This window comes from Agromyces allii (genome assembly GCF_009749385.1).
In the GTDB taxonomy this organism is placed as follows: Bacteria; Actinomycetota; Actinomycetes; order Actinomycetales; family Microbacteriaceae; genus Agromyces; species Agromyces allii.
This window is the reverse complement of sequence record NZ_WBIN01000016.1, coordinates 1-14,956: the sequence shown is the minus strand read 5'-3', so window position 1 is coordinate 14,956 and position 14,956 is coordinate 1. Positions and strand designations below refer to the sequence as shown.

At 71.5% G+C, this 14,956-nt stretch carries 12 protein-coding genes and 1 pseudogene; 9 read left to right on the top strand and 4 right to left on the bottom strand.

Annotated elements, in window-relative coordinates; translation table 11 throughout:
• A complete protein-coding gene (locus GQR16_RS17740; RefSeq protein WP_170298556.1) occupies window positions 1-1,494 on the top strand; it encodes a CoA-acylating methylmalonate-semialdehyde dehydrogenase in 1,494 nt (497 codons plus the stop codon).
• A 133-nt stretch (window positions 1,495-1,627) separates the two neighbouring features.
• Here GQR16_RS17740 and GQR16_RS17735 read toward each other — a convergent pair whose 3' ends face one another.
• Both GQR16_RS17735 and GQR16_RS17730 read right to left on the bottom strand, forming a co-directional pair.
• Window positions 1,628-2,413: an enoyl-CoA hydratase/isomerase family protein gene (locus tag GQR16_RS17735; protein ID WP_157416498.1), complete on the bottom strand. Its 786-nt coding sequence runs from the start codon at window positions 2,411-2,413 to the stop codon at window positions 1,628-1,630.
• 56 nt (window positions 2,414-2,469) lie between these two features.
• Window positions 2,470-4,836, bottom strand: a complete 2,367-nt coding sequence (locus tag GQR16_RS17730; protein ID WP_157416497.1) for an arylsulfatase — start codon at window positions 4,834-4,836, stop codon at window positions 2,470-2,472.
• A gap of 183 nt (window positions 4,837-5,019) precedes the next feature.
• On the opposite strand from GQR16_RS17730, the gene GQR16_RS17725 reads away from it, so the two are divergent.
• The 3 genes from GQR16_RS17725 to GQR16_RS17720 all read left to right on the top strand — a co-directional run bounded on the left by GQR16_RS17725 (window position 5,020) and on the right by GQR16_RS17720 (window position 5,939).
• Window positions 5,020-5,493 carry a DUF6325 family protein gene (locus GQR16_RS17725; protein ID WP_157416496.1) on the top strand — a complete coding sequence of 158 codons (474 nt, stop codon included), beginning with the start codon at window positions 5,020-5,022 and terminating at the stop codon, window positions 5,491-5,493.
• A 1-nt stretch (window position 5,494) separates the two neighbouring features.
• Window positions 5,495-5,656 carry a hypothetical protein gene (locus tag GQR16_RS19665; protein ID WP_170298555.1) on the top strand — a complete coding sequence of 54 codons (162 nt, stop codon included), beginning with the start codon at window positions 5,495-5,497 and terminating at the stop codon, window positions 5,654-5,656.
• Between the two features lie 64 nt (window positions 5,657-5,720).
• On the top strand, window positions 5,721-5,939 hold the full coding sequence (locus tag GQR16_RS17720) for a hypothetical protein (RefSeq protein WP_157416495.1): 219 nt from the start codon (window positions 5,721-5,723) through the stop codon (window positions 5,937-5,939).
• Here the strand turns inward: GQR16_RS17720 and GQR16_RS17715 are convergent.
• Complete coding sequence (locus GQR16_RS17715; RefSeq protein WP_157416494.1) at window positions 5,911-8,571, bottom strand: winged helix-turn-helix domain-containing protein; 2,661 nt, start codon at window positions 8,569-8,571, stop codon at window positions 5,911-5,913. The two genes, GQR16_RS17720 and GQR16_RS17715, sit on opposite strands and share 29 nt — an antisense overlap.
• A 329-nt stretch (window positions 8,572-8,900) precedes the next feature.
• Between GQR16_RS17715 and GQR16_RS17710 the strand changes: the two genes are divergently transcribed.
• Window positions 8,901-9,296: an SHOCT domain-containing protein gene (locus GQR16_RS17710; RefSeq protein ID WP_157416493.1), complete on the top strand. Its 396-nt coding sequence runs from the start codon at window positions 8,901-8,903 to the stop codon at window positions 9,294-9,296.
• A gap of 148 nt (window positions 9,297-9,444) precedes the next feature.
• Here the strand turns inward: GQR16_RS17710 and GQR16_RS17705 are convergent, their stop codons facing one another.
• The gene (locus tag GQR16_RS17705; RefSeq protein ID WP_157416492.1) at window positions 9,445-10,386 is read right to left on the bottom strand and encodes a LysR family transcriptional regulator; all 942 of its coding nucleotides are present in this window, start codon (window positions 10,384-10,386) and stop codon (window positions 9,445-9,447) included.
• A gap of 20 nt (window positions 10,387-10,406) precedes the next feature.
• On the opposite strand from GQR16_RS17705, the gene GQR16_RS17700 reads away from it, so the two are divergent.
• The 4 genes and pseudogenes from GQR16_RS17700 to GQR16_RS17685 form a co-directional block, all read left to right on the top strand.
• Window positions 10,407-10,646: a hypothetical protein gene (locus tag GQR16_RS17700; protein WP_157416491.1), complete on the top strand. Its 240-nt coding sequence runs from the start codon at window positions 10,407-10,409 to the stop codon at window positions 10,644-10,646.
• Between the two features lie 249 nt (window positions 10,647-10,895).
• Window positions 10,896-12,293: a threonine/serine exporter family protein gene (locus GQR16_RS17695; protein WP_157416490.1), complete on the top strand. Its 1,398-nt coding sequence runs from the start codon at window positions 10,896-10,898 to the stop codon at window positions 12,291-12,293.
• Window positions 12,294-12,344: 51 nt separating this feature from the next.
• Window positions 12,345-12,917, top strand: a complete 573-nt coding sequence (gene pyrE / locus GQR16_RS17690) for an orotate phosphoribosyltransferase (RefSeq protein WP_157416489.1) — start codon at window positions 12,345-12,347, stop codon at window positions 12,915-12,917.
• Window positions 12,917-14,956, top strand: a pseudogene (locus GQR16_RS17685) (hypothetical protein); the annotation flags it as partial. The gene pyrE and the pseudogene GQR16_RS17685, both read left to right, overlap by 1 nt.

Genomic DNA, 14,956 nt, shown 5'->3' with positions numbered 1-14,956 from the left:
ATGACCACCACCATCGAGCACTGGATCGACGGGGCGCCCGCGACGGGCGAGTCCGAGCGCACCGGGCCGGTCTACAACCCGGCGCTCGGCGTCGAGCAGAAGCGCGTCCGGCTCGCGTCGACCGACGACGTCGACGCGGCCGTGCAGGCCGCCGCGCGTGCCTTCCCGGCCTGGCGCGACACCTCGATCGCGAAGCGGCAGCAGGTCATGTTCGCGTTCCGCGAGCTGCTGAACGCCCGGTCGGGCGACCTCGCGGCGATCCTCACGAGCGAGCACGGCAAGGTCACCTCCGATGCGGCCGGCGAGATCGCGCGCGGCCTCGAGGTCGTCGAGCTCGCGTGCGCGATGCCGGGCTACACGAAGGGCGAGTACTCCGAGAACGTCTCGACCGGCGTCGACGTGTACACGCTCAAGCAGCCGGTCGGCGTGGTCGGCATCATCAGCCCGTTCAACTTCCCGGCGATGGTGCCGCTGTGGTTCTTCCCGCTCGCGATCGCGGCCGGCAACACGGTCGTGCTGAAGCCCTCCGAGAAGGACCCGTCGGCCGCCGTCTGGATGGCCGAGCTGATGAAGGAGGCCGGACTGCCCGACGGCGTGCTGAACGTCGTTCACGGCGACAAGGTCGCGGTCGACGCGCTGCTCGAGCACCCGGTCGTGCGCTCCATCTCGTTCGTCGGCTCGACTCCCATCGCGCAGTACATCTATTCGACGGCCTCGGCCAACGGCAAGCGCGTGCAGGCCCTCGGCGGCGCGAAGAACCACATGCTCGTGCTGCCCGACGCCGACCTCGATCTCGCGGCCGACGCGGCGGTGAACGCGGGCTTCGGTTCGGCGGGCGAGCGCTGCATGGCGGTCTCGGTCGTGCTCGCGGTCGATGCGGTCGCCGACGAGCTCGTCGCGAAGGTGAGCGAGCGGATGTCGCGGCTCACGACCGGCGACGGCACCCGCGGGTGCGACATGGGCCCGCTCATCACGCGCGAGCACCGCGACAAGGTCGCCGGGTACCTCGACGTCGCGGTCGACGACGGTGCGACGCTCGTCGTCGACGGCCGCGACCCGGAGGTCGACGGCGCGCCCGACGGCTTCTGGCTCGGACCGACCCTCATCGACCGGGTGCCCACGTCATCCGTCGTGTACCAGGACGAGATCTTCGGCCCGGTGCTCTCGATCGTGCGCGTCGACGGCTACGAGCAGGGCCTCGAGATCATCAACGCCTCGCGGTACGGCAACGGCACGGCGATCTTCACGAACGACGGCGGTGCCGCCCGGCGGTTCCAGCGAGAGGTCACGGTCGGCATGATCGGCATCAACGTGCCGATCCCGGTGCCGGTGGCGTACCACTCGTTCGGCGGATGGAAGGACTCGCTGTTCGGTGACGCGAAGGCGTACGGCCCGAAGGGCTTCGACTTCTTCCTGCAGGAGAAGGCGGTCACCTCGCGGTGGCTCGACCCGAGCCACGGCGGGCTGAACCTGGGGTTCCCGCAGCACGACTGACGGCCTCACTCGCCTCGTCAGGCGATCAGGAATTCGCGCGCTGCTCAGGACGATTCGCCCGAATCCGTCCTGAGCGGCGCGCGTTCGCCCGAGCAGCGTGCGACCCGTGCGGCGGCACGAGGTGCGGCGGCGGTCAGCCGCGTGAGCTGCGACCGGCGAACGCGGCGACGCGCGCTGCCGCCTCGGGGCTGTCGAACGCGGCGCCGATGGTGCGGGCCTCGTCGTCGAGCGCCTCCTGGAACGGGCGCCCGAGCCCCGAGCGCACCAGGCGCTTGGCCTGTCCGTAGGCCGCCGAGGCGCCCTGCAGCCAGACGTCCGCGATCTCGCGGGCGCGGGCGTCGAGCGCCTCGGGTGCGACGACCTCGGCGACGAGCCCCCAGTCGAGCGCCTCGGGGGCCGAGAGCGTGCGCGAGGTGAGCGTGAGCTCGAGCGCGCGCCGGGTGCCGACGGCCTCCGGCAGCAGCGTGCTCACACCGCAGTCGGGCGTGAGCCCGATGTCGGCGTAGCGGCTCGCGAACGTCGCCCGGTCGGATGCCACGATGACGTCGGCGACGAGCATGAAGCCGAGCCCGCCGCCCGCGACGGGGCCCTGCACGGCGGCGACGATGGGCTTGGCGCTCTCGCGCAGCATCCGGTGCCCGTCGTGGATCGCGTCGGCGAGTTCGGTGACGACCTGCCCGGCCGAGGTGCCGTCGCCGCCGAGCTCCGACATCGCGCGCACGTCGCCGCCGGCGCAGAACGCGCGCCCGTTGGCGTCGAACAGCACGGCGCGGATGTCGTCGCGGTCGGCGATCTCGCCGGCGTACCGGTGCCAGAGCGCGATCGCGTCGGGCCCGACGGCGTTCAGGCGCTCGGGGCGATTCAGGGTGAGGTGCGCGAGTCCGTCGCGCACGTCGAACAGGAGGGCGTCGTCGCTCATGGTTGGGCAGTCTAGCCCCGCCGGCGCAGGCGGCCGGGGGAGTTGTCGATGTCCGACTACTGGCGGGCCATCGCGATGCGCATCCGCTCGTCGGGATCGATGAAGTGGTCGTGATCGTCGTCGCCGAGATCGATCTGCACCCACTCGATGCGACCGGTGAACCGGCTCGTGGCGGTCGTGTAGTCGGGGCTCACGGCGGTGCCGGACTCGTAGCCGATGTCGGTCGTCTCGTCGGCCGAGAACACCATCGCCTGCGTGGCCCCGACGCGGCCGGTGCCGACGGCATCGCCATCGACGTACAGCGTGACGCCGCCGCCCTTGGCGAGCCCGCCGCCGTCGTACGCGAACTCCATGCGCACCTGGTGCTTGCCGGCGGGCACAGGAGCATCGGCAACGGTTTCGAACGATTGGATGCCGAGCACGTTGTAGACGAACTTCGGACGCCCCTCGTGCAGGTAGAAGGTCCACCCCCCGAACCGGCCGCCCTGGGCGATGAGCACGCCGTTCGCGCCGCCCTCGGGCACCTCGACCTCTGCGGTCACCGACCACGACTTGTTCTTGATGCTGACGACGCTGTTCTCGGAGAGGCGCCCCATGCCCGGGAAGAACTGCTGGGACGTGCCGTGGATGAGCGTCGGCCTGCCCGCGAGTTCGGGGCTGAGGCGTTCGCCCGTGCGGTCGTCGATCGGGAGCACGTTGTACTTGACCGCCTCGATGAGCCACAGGCGCTGCAGGGCGTGCAGTCGATCGGGTTGCTCGCCGGAGAGGTCATGGGCCTGGCTGTAGTCGACGCTGCCGTCGTAGAGCTCCCACACATCGTCGTCGAAGGCCGGAACGGTGCCGCCGACCAGCTCCCACGGCGTGCGGTGCTTCGTCACGGCGCTCCACCCCTTGTGGTAGATGCCGCGATTGCCGAACATCTCGAAGTACTGCAGGTCGTGGCGCTCGGTGGCATCCGCGTCGGTGAAGGAGTAGAGCATCGAGGTGCCCTCCATCGGCGATTGCTGCACACCGTTGACCATCGTCGGCTCCGGCAGGCCGGCGGCTTCCAGGATGGTCGGTGCCACATCGATCACGTGGGTGAACTGCGACCGCTGGCCACCCTGCTCGGTGATGCCGGCGGGCCAGGACACGATGGTGCCGTTGCGGGTGCCGCCCCAGTGCGAAGCGACCTGCTTGGTCCACTGGAACGGGGCGTCCATCGCCCATGCCCAGCCGACGGCGTAGTGGTTGTAGGAGCTCGGCGTGCCGAACTCGTCCATCTTGGAGTTCATGAACTCAGTCGTCTCGAGCGCGGCCATGCCGTTGAAGTTGGCCATCTCGTTGAAGGCGCCGTTGACGGTGCCCTCGGCGGAAGCCCCGTTGTCGCCGATGATGTAGTAGATCAGCGTGTTCTCGAGCACTCCGAGGTCCTCGATGGCGTCGATGACCCGGCCGACGTGGTGGTCGGTGTGCTCGAGGAACCCCGCGTAGACCTCCATCTCGCGTTCGAGCACGGGCTTGAGGTCGGCGGGCATGTCGTCCCACGCCGGGATCTCGTGATGCCGCGGAGTGAGCTCGGCCTCCGCCGGGATGATGCCGAGCTCCTTCTGCCTGGCGAACGTCGCCTCGCGCTGGGCGTCCCAGCCGTCGGCGAACTGCCCCTTGTACTTGTCCGCCCACTCCAATGGAACGTGATGCGGGGCATGCGTCGCTCCCGGCGCGAAGTACACGAAGAAGGGCTTGTCGGGCATGAGCGCCTTCTGGGTGCGGATCCAACTCACCGCGTGGTCGGCGAGGTCCTCGGTCAGGTGGTAGCCCTCCTCCGGTGTCTTCGGAGGCTCCACCGGAGTGGTGCCGTCGTACAGCGCCGGGTCGTACTGGTTGTTCTCGCCGCCGATGAAGCCGTAGAACGTCTCGAATCCGCCACCCCCCGACGGCCAGGCATCGAACGGTCCCATCGGAGAGGACTGCCACACCGGCACTTCATGGCACTTTCCGAACTGCGCCGTGGAGTACCCGTTGAGCTTCAGGGTCATCGCGATCGGGGCCTTCGTGTTCGGTTTCAGCGAGCTGTTGCCGGGTGCCGAGGTCGCCGTCTCGGTGATGCTGCCCATCCCGACGGAATGGTGGTTGCGGCCGCTGAGCATCGCCGCCCTGGTCGGGGCGCAGAGCGCCGTGGTGTGGAACCGGTTGTACGCCAGCCCGCGTGCGGCGAGCTTCTCGGCGTTGGGCGTGCGGCACGGGCCGCCGAAGGCGCTCGACGCTCCGAAGCCGGTGTCGTCGATCAGCACGATCAGCACGTTCGGGGCACCCTCCGGCGGCAGCAGCGGAGTGATCGGCGGATACGTCGTGTCGGGGTCCTTGGCGTCGTACGTGGTCAGCCCCGGAGCCGGTCGATCGGGGATCGGCAGCATCGTGCGGGCATGGCGATCTGGTCTCATGATCTCTCCAAGTTCAGGGCTGTTGGTCGCCGCGGCGCCCCACGCCCCGGCGAGCACACGGTAGCGAAGCCCCGTCGTCGCCGAATCATCCGGATCGGGTGACGCGCCCGCGCGGCGTCGCGAGGAACCTGAGCCACGGTGCGGACTCGCATCGTTCGGAACGCGACACGGAGGATGGTTGAGATGGCCGAAGTTGAGATCGCCGAACACGCACTGGACGACCTCGGACCGGTCGACTACCTCGTCATCGAGTTTCCCGCCGGTCACCAGACCTTCACGGGCGAGATCGCGGAGGAACTCGTGAGGCTCGTGGACGCCGGCACCATCCGGCTCATCGACGCGATCGTCCTGACGAAGGACGAGAACGGCGACATCGATGCCGTGGAGCTTTCGGACGCAGGCGACCTCGGCCCGCTCGTGCAGCTCGAGGCCGACCTCGCCGAGCTGCTCGCGGCCGACGACGTGATCAACCTCGCGAATGCGATGGATCCGGGCAGTGTCGCGGGCGTCATCGTCTACGAGAACGTCTGGGCAGGGCCGTTCGCGGCAGCGGCACGTCGTGCCGGCGGTCAGCTCATCGCGAACGGCCGCATCCCGATCCAAGCGATCATCGCCTCCATCGAGGCCGATGACGCACTCGATGAGAACGGAGCGTGACATGCCTCTCAGGCCAGCACGAATCGGACGGGTCGGCGTCGTCGGCGCACCCGTCGCCAAGGCCGCCGTCGTCAGCGCCGCGGTGCGACCGGGGCCGGCACCCGTGGCGAAGGCCGCAGTGGTCGGCGCCGCCATCACGCCCGGACGCAGACGCCGGATCTAGCCGCCCCGGGGCGCGTTCGAAGCAAGGAAGCACGAGGTGCTCTTCGTGCGGGGCGGAGGGTCCGATGGGGGCGGAGAAGTTCGACATCCTGGTGCGCGGGGAGCTCGGGTCGATGATCACCGACGAACTCGTCGGCTTCGACGTGGTCGCGAGGGGCGACGGCTCGACGAGGCTCCGGGGCGAGGTGCCGGATCAGGCCAGGCTGCTCGGCCTGCTCGACCTGCTGCGAGGCCTGAACGTCGAGATCGAGGCGGTCACGCACCTGCCTGATCCGAGCGACTGAGCTGGGGGGCCAGGACGCCGAGTTCGCGCGCCCTGGCGATCGCGGCGCTCCGGCCGTTCACGCCCAGCTTGCGATAGATGTGGGCGGTGTGGGTCTTCATCGTGTTGATCGAGACGAAGCACCTGCCGGCGAGCTCGGCCGTGGTCGAGTGATCGGGCAGGTAGCCGAGGATCTCGAGTTCGCGATCGGTGAGGGGCTCGGTCAGCCCGCTGTTGGCATCGGCGAGTGCGCGGTGCGGCGACAGTGCGACGATGGCCTCGGCCAGGCCCCCGCGTTCCGCCGCGAGTTCCGCGACGAGGTCGAGCACGACCGGGTCGGACTCGAGGAACACCGCCGTGAGCCCGTCCGGTTCGGCCTGGTCGAGGGCCGCCTCGACGAACTCGAGTGCCGTCGGCCGTGAGCCCCGGGCAGCGGCGAGCCATCCGTGGAGCATGAGCCGTTGGGTCTCGAGCCGCGGGTGCGCTGCTCCACTCCCGGCCCCGCCGGCGTCGACGGGTTCGGACAGCAGCCGCTCGGCCGTCTCGGATCGCCCGAGCGCGAGCGCGGCGGCGGCGGCCTCCTGCGCGACGGCCGGAGCCGAACGGATGCCGCGGCGATCGGTGGTGTGCAGCCGCAGCGCCTGCTCCGGCCGGCCACTGCGACGCAGCACGCTCATGCGGGCCGCGATGAGCCGCTCGTAGACCAGGGGAGCGGGGGGCGCGGTCGCCTGCGCGGAGAGGTCGGTGAGCTCGAGCGCTTCCTCGAACCGCCCCTCGAGCGCGGCGACGAGCGCCGCGAGGGTGCGCGCGATCCACGTCATCTGGGTGCGGGCGTTCGCCTTCGCGCTGAGGGCGCCGTCGCCGAGCGGCGCGGTCGCGGCATCCGTTCGGCCGTGCTCGTAGGCCGCCTGCGCCTGCGCGAGGTAGGCGTCGGCCATGACCGGATGCGCGAGCAGCGAGGCCGCGTTCGCGGTCTCGATCGCCTCGACGGCGAGCAGTTCGGCGTCGACGGTGCGGCCCGTCCAAGCCTGGAGCAGTGCGAGCGAACCGAGGAGCCCGATGCGGAAGGGCGGATACGCCGCGCCCTCGGTGGCGAGGGCCCGGTCGATCCACGCCTCGGCCTCGGCGTGGTCGCCCAGCAGGAAGTGCGAGCGCCCGGCCGATCCCGTCGCCAGCGTGCGCAGCAGCGTCGGGGTCGTGAGGCGCATCAGGTCGGGCACGGAGAACCCGGCGGGGTCTGCGAGCTCGTCGAGGGCACGTTCGGCGGCCCTGAGCGTCTCATCGGGTCGGGCGCTCCACTGCGCGGTCGCCGAGATCCAGGTGTCGACGATGGTGCGCTCGCCGCGGGTCGCGCGCGGGTCGCTCGCGACGCTCCTGAGCGTCTCGACCGCGAGCACCGGCTCGCCCTGCATGCCGACGAGGATGCCCAGTTCGAGCTGCACGTCGAGGCGCTCGGCGCGGGCGTGTTCGGGGACTGCGGTGATCCACCGGATCACGGTGCGCATCTCGCCGCGTTCGAAGACCTCGCTGCCGCGGGTCATGATCGCGTCGAGGGCGCGATGCCAGTCGCCGGCCCTGAGCAGGTACTCGACGGCGGATGCGAGCTCGCCGCGTGCGAGGTGGAAGTCGGCGGCGCGGGCGAGCAGTCGGCGCTCCTCTGCGGCATCCTCGGCGCGCAGGCGATAGCGGAGCAGGTCGCGGAACAGCTGTTGGAACCGCACGCGGCTGCGGTTCCGGTCGATCGCCACGAGGAACATCGACTCGTGCTCGAGTCGTTCGAAGAGCAGTCGGGCGTCGGTGCGTTCGAGCACATGGTCGACGAGTTCGGCCGTCATCGCGTCGAGCGGCGCCATGCGGAGCAGCAGCATCCGCCAGTTCTCGGGAAGCGCGTCGAGCACCTCCTCGGTGAGGTACTCGGCGATGAGCCGATCGCTTCCGTTCAGCTCCGTCACGAAGTCCGCCGAGGGTGAGGGCGACTGGAACTTCAACGTCAGTCCGGCGAGCTGCAGGCCCGCCGCCCAGCCCTCGGTGCGCGACATGATCGCATCGACGGTGCCCGCGCCGAGGTCCCTGCGGGTGATGCGCCGGAGCAGCTCCGCGGACTCCTGCCTCGTCATCGCGAGGTCCGACTGCCGGAGCTCGAGCAGCCGGTTGCGCAGGCGGAGTCGGCTCCACGCGATCGGTGGATCGACCCGCGTCGAGATCACGAGGTGCACGTTCGGAGGGATCGAGGCGACGAGGCGACCGATATCGGCCAGGAGTGCGCCGTTCGAGAGGTGGTGCAGGTCGTCGAGGACGATCACCGTCTGCGGGGCAGACGCGAGCGCGGTCGAGAGGCGGTCGAGCAGGTTGCCACCGAGTCCTCCCGGGCTCAGCGCCGCCAGGTGTTCGAGCCCGCCGACGGCCGCTCCGGCTCCGGCGAGTGCGTCGATGAGACGCCGGGAGAACCGCATCGGGTCGTCGTCCTCGCGCTCGATGTCGAGCCAGGCCACGGCCGCACGGGGCATCGTCGCGACCCACTGCTGCAGCAGCACCGTCTTTCCGGCGCCGGCCTGGGCGACGACCATCGTCAGGGGCAGGTCGAGCGCGAGGTCGATCCGGCGCAGGAGGTCGGGTCGATCGACGAGGTACTGCGACGACACGTGTTCGGACATGGCCCACCCCCTGCCGGCCGAGGCTGCTCGCTCCCCAGCAGACGAGTGCCGGTCGGCCCCCGGTCAGTATGCCACTGGCAGCGCTCTCCCTCACCGGTGTTCCGCCCCCTGTTCGGGGCTCAATGGGTTCCGGTCGGCGGGGCGGCACCGGTCGGCGGGAGCCATCGGCCATCGCCTCCGGCCTCGTCACCGTCGCCGTCACCGGCCTCCGTCGGGCGTCGATGCGGATCGGAGTCATCCGTTCGGGGTGATGCGGTGCCGGCGGCCGCGAGAATACCGTGCTGCTCACGCGGGCGTGATGCGCATGCCCGGATCGAAAGGGAACCACCGTGAACCTCTGGGATTTCTTCGTCTGGCTGTTCTGGTTCTACGTGCTCATCTCGTGCATCTGGATCTTCATCACGGTGATCGTGGACGTCTTCCGCGATCCGACGCTGAACGGATGGGCGAAGGCGCTCTGGGTGGTGTTCCTCGTCTTCCTCCCGTTCCTGGCCGCCTTCATCTACCTCATCGCGCGGGGGCGCAGCATGGGTGAGCGGCGGCTCGCCGAAGCGCAGGCCGCCCGTGCGCAGAGCGACGAGTACATCAGGACGGTCGCAGGGGCATCCTCGTCGTCGTCCTCTGCGGCGTCCGAGATCGAGTCGGGCAAGCGGCTCCTCGACTCGGGAACGATCACGCAGGCCGAGTTCGACGCGCTGAAGGCGAAGGCCCTCCAGAACGCCTGAGCCCGTACGCCGAGTGCACGACGGCGGCGCGCGACGATCTGCTCTGCGGATGTCGCGCGCCGCCGTCGTGCCCCACGTGCGTCGAGAGGCGTCGCGCCGTCCTCGTCGGTAGGCCGGCCGGTCGCGTGCCGCCCGCGTCCCGCCCGCGTCAGTCGGTCGGGCTGCCGCCACGCGAGGGGTGGGCGTAGGACTGCTCGAGCCGGGTGGCGCGGGCCGTCAGCACGTCGAGCACCGTGCGCACGGCCAGTCGCTCCGCGACATCCGGTCGCACGAGGGCGACGATCTGCCTGGCCGAGGTGACGCCTCGGATCGGCTTCAGCACGACCCCCTCCGGCACCGCGCCCGAGGTGAAGCGCGGCACGAAGGCCACGCCCTGGCCCGCGGCGATGAACGCCTCGATGATGCGCATGTCGCTGAAGCGCTGCGAGACGTGCACGCGCTTGCCGCCCTGCTGCTCGATGGAGTGCAGGATGCGCTCGAACGGGAAGCCGAGCGGAACCCCGAGCCACGTCTCGTCGACGAGGTCTGCGCTCGTGACGTGGGAGCGCCCGGCGAGGCGGTGGTCGCTCGGGATGCCGACGTCGAGCGGCTCGGTCAGCAGGGGGACCACCGTGAGTCCGCGACCGCCCCACGGCAGCTCGCCCGGCATGGAGTGCGCGAGCACGATGTCGTAGTCGGAGGTCAGGTCGGGGAACCCTGCGAGCTCCGGATCGAGGTCGGTGCAGTGCACCACGAGTCCGGCGACGCTCGCCAGGTCGGTGAGCACGCCGGGCAGCAGGCTGGCTCCGATCGTCGGGAAGGTCAGCAGCGTGACCTCACCGCTCGGGTGGTTGCGGAACTCGTCCCACAGGGCGGTCGCGCGTTCGAGCGCGATGGCGACGTCGGCCGCGCTGCGGGCGAGCGCGTGGCCGGCGCTCGTGAGCACGAGCCCCCGGCCGCTGCGCTCGGTCAGCGGCATGCCGGCTTCGCGCTCGAGCACCTTCAGCTGCTGCGAGACGGCCGACGGGGTGCGCCCGGTCGCCTCGGCCACCGCGGTCACGCTGCCGCGCTCGGAGAGTTCTCGGAGGAGGTCGAGCCGGTTCACATCCATGTAGCCAGCCTACATATTCATTGCAGTTCTGTGAGCTTGTGCTGCATCGTTTCGAGGAGGATGATGGACATGTCGAAGGGTTGCAACGGCGCAACGATCCGCTCGATCACTCAGCCGTCACCGTTCGAAAGGGAACCATCATGGCCACGCTCATCTTCGTCGCAGCAGCATCCGTCGCCGGCATCGTCGGCACGATCGTTCTCGCCGCCCGCGACGGCTACCGCCGTCAGCCGAACGAGACTTTCGCGCGCACCGTCTAGAGGTCGCGCGAACACCCCCGGCATCGCCGGGTCCAGGGCCGCCCACGGAGAGGGACACTCCGCCGGGCGGCCCTTCATCGTGCGTCCGCGGCGCATCGGCATGCACTGGGGGGATGCCGATGCGCCGCGTGTGCTCGCCGATCCCGGTGCGGAGCGGCGCTACCGTGAGCCTCGACGCGAGACGGCCGGACCTGGGACGGCCGGACGCGAACCGGTGAGACGCGTGCCGGCCTGACGCGAGGGGGAGAGATGACCGACGTCGTCGCCGATCAGGCGGTGCTGCGCCGCTTCCTCCTGGGACTCGCCCAGGGCATGAACGCCGCCGGCGAGTCCGTCGACAAGATCGGCGAGACGATGGCCGTCGTCTCGAAGGCGTACGGGCGGGCCGACACCGACGTCATGGTGCTGCCGACCGTGGTGCTCATCGAGACCGGTGCCGGAGAAGACGGCCGGGTCGCGATCCGCTCGGCGGTCAACGTGTCGTTCCGCTTCGACCAGATCGCCGCGCTGTACCGCCTCATCGAGACGGCCAGGGCCGGCGCGATCGATCCGCTCGACGGCATCAACCGGCTCAACGACATCGGCGCGATGCGCCAGCGCTTCGGGTGGCCGGTGCGCGTGTTCGGCCACGCCGTGCTGACCACCGCGCTCGCGTTGCTGCTCGCGCCGACGTGGCAGGGTGCGATCATCGCGTTCGCACTCGGGGCGGTGCTCGGCCTCCTGAAGCTCGTGCGCTCGCCGACGCTGCAGCTCGTGTTCCCGGTGTTCGCGGCCTTCGTGTGCGCGCTGGCGGTCTTCCTCATCGCCCCGTACGTCGAGATCGGCGACCCGATCCGGCTGCTCATCGCCCCGCTGGCCACCTTCCTGCCCGGCGGGGTGCTGACCACGGCGACCGTCGAGCTCGCGGCCGGCCAGATGGTCGCCGGCGCCTCCCGCCTGGTGTTCGGGCTGGTGCAGCTCGCGCTGCTCGCGTTCGGCATCCTCGCCGCGGGCACCCTCGTCGGCGTGGACGATTCGAGCTACCTGCCGCTCGAGACATCCGCGACCCTGCCGTGGTGGATCCCCGCGATCGGCGTGGTGCTGTTCGCGATCGGCAACTACCTGCACTTCTCGGCTCCGAGGGGCGCGTTCGGCTGGGTGCTGCTCACCCTGTTCGTCGCGTTCACGGGGCAGCAACTCGGCATCGCGCTCGTCGGGCAGACCGTGAGCGGCTTCATCGGGGCGCTCGCGATGACGCCCGTCGTGCTCTGGATCGCGACCCTGCGTCGGGGCGCCCCCTCGCAGCTGACGTTCCTTCCGGCGTTCTGGCTGCTCGTTCCGGGGGCCGCCGGACTCGTCGGCATCACCGAGGCCGTCGGCACGAGTGCGGGCCTCGAGAACTTCGCGAGCGCCCTCACCTCGGTCATGTCGATCGCGCTCGGCGTGCTCATCGGCACCGCGCTCTACCGGGTGGTGCACCACGGGGCCGAGGAGATCGCGCAGTTCCACATCGACGTGCCCGCGGCGCTCACCGAGGCCGAGGAGCCGCCGTTCTGGGCGCGCATCCTGCCGGGCACGCCGCGGTCGTTCTGGGGGCATCGCCCGAAGGCACGACGGGCGGATGCCGGTGCGCAGGCGGGGCGCGACGACCCCGGCTCCGACCGCTGAACCCGAAAATACGGACCTTCTTCTCAGGCGAGTGCGCCGTAGAGTATTCGGGTGACGCTCACAGACCCCCACAGCAGCGCCGACGCCCGTCAGCAGCTCATCGACTACATCTCCGCCGATGCGGTGTTCCACGGCGACTTCACGCTCACCAGCGGCAAGAAGGCGACGTACTACGTCGACCTCCGCAAGGTGAGCCTCGATCACCGCGTGGCGCCGCTCATCGGCCAGGTCATGATCGACCTCATCGCCGACGTCCCCGATGTCGCCGCGGTCGGCGGTCTCACGATGGGCGCCGACCCGATCGCGTCGGCCGTGCTGCACCAGGGGGCCGCGCGCGGCCTCGAGTACGACGCGTTCGTCGTGCGCAAGGAGCCGAAGGACCACGGCCGGGGCCGTCAGGTCGAGGGCCCCGACGTCGCGGGCAAGCGCGTCATCGTGCTCGAAGACACGTCGACCACGGGCGGTTCGCCGCTCAAGGCCATCGAGGCGCTCCGCAAGGTCGGCGCAGAGGTCGTCGCCGTCGCCGTCGTGGTCGACCGTGCCACCGGGGCACGCGAGGTCATCGAGGCCGCCGGCGTGCAGTACCTCGCGGCGATCTACCTGGAAGACCTGGGCCTGGCCTGATGTCGGGCGACCGACTGGGCGGCAACGACGCCGACTGGCTCCTCGCGCAGCTCGCGGCAGGCGGAGGCAGCGGTGAACCGCGCCCGCAGCATTCCGTGACGCCGCCGTCGTTCGCGCAGCCCGCGGCGCCGGCCGCGCCCGTGCCGCCCGCCGCCCCGGTCGCGCCCGCTCCGTCCTTCGGCGCCCCGTCGCCCGCTGTTCCGTCGCCCTCCTCCTCGGCGCCCGCACCTCGTCGGAACGACGAGGTGCTCGACTGGTTCTCGCTCGCCGAGCCGCCCGCTCGCGACACGGCGACCCGCGCGCTGCCCGTCGTCGGCGAGCCGATCCAGCCGCAGGCGCCCGCCGCCCCGATCCATCCGCAGGCGTTCCCGGCCGTGTCGCCGCTGCCCGTCGCGCCGCCGTCGTGGCAGGCAGGGGCTGCTGCCGCTCCCCCCGCCGCGGCCTGGCCCCCGGCAGCACCCGCACCCGCTGCACCCGTGGCGCCCGCACCGCCGGCGTCGCCGTTCCCGACCTGGAACACGCCCGCCGCGCCGGCTGCCCCGCCCGCTTTCCCGCCGGCCCCGGCTTCGCATGCACCGCTCACCGTCGAGCCGCCCGTCGGCCAGCAGCGCGCCGCCCAGTCCGCCGAGCCTGCGCCCTCCGCCTGGGACGCCGCTGCCGCTGCCGCTGGCGCCGCCGCCGCACCGCAGGCCTTCGAGCCGACGCCGCCCGTCGTGCCCGGCCCCGCAACCCCGACCGCGCCGTTCGCGCTCACCTGGGGTGAGCCCGATGGCGGCTCGTTGACCTCCGAAGACGCCCTGCGCGAGGCGTTCCGCCGTCTGTCGCAGCCCGAGGCCCCCGTCGACTCCGCGCAGCCGGTCGCCCCTGCGCAGCCGGTCGCGCCCGCTGCACCGACCTTCGAGCAGCCGACCGCGTTCGACTCGACGACGGATGCCGCGCCCGACGCGTCGCCGTTCGCAGGGTTCGCGCCGCCGAGCGTCGCCCGCAGTTCCTTCACGCCCGTGGCGCCCGCACCGACTGCCGAGTACGAGGCGGACCTCTGGTCGGCACTCCAGGAGCCCGAACCCCAGTACGCCGCAGCCGCACCGGCCGCAGCCGAGCTGACGCGCCGCGAACGTCTCGCACTCGAGCAGCAGCGCGCCGACGCCGAAGCAGAGGCGCAGGCCGCTGCCGAGGCGAAGGCGGCAGCCGAAGCTCAGGCGGCAGCCGAGGCGCAGGCACTCGCCGCCGCCCGGGCCGCGGCCGAGGCACGGGCCGCCGCTGAGGCGCAGGCTGCTGCAGATTCGCGTGCGGCGGCAGAGGCGCGTGCCAAGGCCGAAGCCAACGCGGCCGCCGAGGCCGCTGCCGAGGCCGAGTTCCTCGCGGCGCAGACGCGCGCCCTCCCGACCGTGACGCCCGCGGCAGGCCCCGACGCGCCACGCATGCCGTTCCCCGCCTTCGCGACGGCGCCCGCGGCATCCGCCCCCCTCGCGCCGCAGCCGGTGCAGCCGGTCGACGACCTGCTCGCCGCGCTCGGCGGCGGTGCGGCGGCGACGGCCTTCGAGCAGGCCGCTCCCGAGCCCGTCGCGCCTGAGCCCGACCTCGGTCGGTTCGCCGCGTTCGCCGCCGAGACCACGCCGTTCGCGGCGCCCCGGGCGGTGCCGGCTCCGCAGCGCGCCGAGCAGCAGTTCGCCGAGCAGCCGTTCGGCGAGCAGCCGTTCGGCGAGCAGCCGTTCGGCGGCTCCCAGGCCGATGACGAGACCGACGGGCTTGCGGGCCTCGGCCTCGAGTTCGACGACGAAGGCGAGCCCGACGCTCGTGGTGATGGTCGGGCAGACGCCCCGTTCGTGCCCCAGTACGGCGCCGCGCGCGCCTGGTCCGCGGTGCCCGACGACGAGCGGTCCGCCGACCAGGAACCCGGCGTCGACGACGAGGAGCCCGTCTACCAGTGGGGCATCAGCCCCGACCCGACGGCCGACGACCCCCGCGCCGACGAGCCCGCGGGCTCGCCGCTGCGCGCGCTCGCGTTCGGCGGTGCGGCTGCGGCCGGCGTCGCCGGC